Here is a 540-nt window from a genome sequence, read left to right on the forward strand (position 1 = left end):
TATTTCGCAATGAACCGATCTGGCACATCGTGCGCCAGTTGGGGCTGGCGCTGGACGCCGACGAGGTGGAGCCCGTACCAAGCGCCACCGTCCAAGGGCAGCAGCGGCTGGGCGAAGCGCCGCTGGCCCATCTGTTCGACCAGCTCAGCCGTGCGTGGTGCCACACCCCACTTCCGGCACGCGGACTCTTCCAGGGACTTCGTCTGTTGGCGGTCGATGGCGTCGTGTGGTCAACGCCCGATACGGCCGAGCACCGCGAGGTCTTCGGTGGCGGGCGATCACAGTACGGTGACGGGAATTGGCCGCAGGTGCGCGCGGTATGCCTGATGGAGGTTTATACACACCTGATCCGGGCCGCTGCCTTTGGTGCCTATACCACCGGCGAACTCAGCTACGCCAACGATCTGATCGCCGCCACACCCGATGAGTCGCTGACGATCTTCGATCGCGCCTACTACTCGGCCGCCTTCCTGCTGGCGTGGCAAGACGCGGGGAAGCAGCGGCATTGGCTGATGCGGGCCAAGTCCACATTACGTTACG

At 64.4% G+C, this 540-nt stretch carries 1 pseudogene; it reads left to right on the top strand.

What is annotated here, in order from left to right:
- Positions 1-540: pseudogene (locus QMK61_RS17605) on the top strand (DDE transposase); the annotation flags it as partial.

The organism is Fulvimonas sp. R45, assembly GCF_030504985.1.
GTDB lineage: Bacteria > Pseudomonadota > Gammaproteobacteria > Xanthomonadales > Rhodanobacteraceae > Rhodanobacter_A.